General features: G+C 67.7%; 1 protein-coding gene. It reads left to right on the top strand.

The window, feature by feature from the left end; genetic code table 11:
• Positions 1-652 (top strand): tripartite tricarboxylate transporter permease (locus AC1D15_RS35925; protein ID WP_477829843.1); only part of this gene is annotated, 652 nt, incomplete at both ends.

The raw sequence follows: 652 nt of genomic DNA, 5'->3' as shown, positions 1-652 counted from the left end.
GGTCGGCCTGCTGCCGGGCCTCGGGCCGCTCGCCACCATCAGCCTGCTGCTGCCGCTCACGTACTCGATCCCCACCACCGGCGCGCTGATCATGCTGGCCGGCATCTACTACGGGGCCCAGTACGGCGACAGCGTCAGTGCGATCACGATGAAGATCCCGCACGCCAGCAGCATCGTGGCCTGCATCGACGGCTACCAGATGACGCTGAAGGGCAAGACCGGCCTGGCGCTGTTCACCGCCRGCGTGTCGAGCTTCATCGGCGGCACGGTGGCGATCGTCGTGCTCACCTTCCTGGCGCCCAGCCTCGGCGAGGTGGCGTTCCTGTTCGGCCCGGCCGACTACTGCGCGCTGATGCTGGTGGGCTTCGTCTGCGTGAGCTTCGTGACGACCGGCAGCCTGCTCAACGGCATGGCAATGTGCCTGATCGGCGTGCTGCTCGGCCAGATCGGCACCGACGTGAACAGCGGCGTGCCGCGCTACACCTGGGACCTGCCGATGCTGGCCGACGGCGTCGGCCTCGTCAGCGTGGCGCTCGGCTGCTTCGGCATCGCCGAGATCACGAAGAACCTCGATTCGCGCGAGGAGCGCTCGCCGTTCAACGGCACCATCCACCTGATCCCGACCTGGGCCGAGTTCAAGCGGATCATTCCG

The sequence above is a fragment of the Rhizobacter sp. P2_H2 genome, assembly GCF_056403375.1.
The sequence above is the reverse complement of the archived record's forward strand: the minus strand, read 5'-3'. Positions and strand labels throughout refer to the sequence as shown.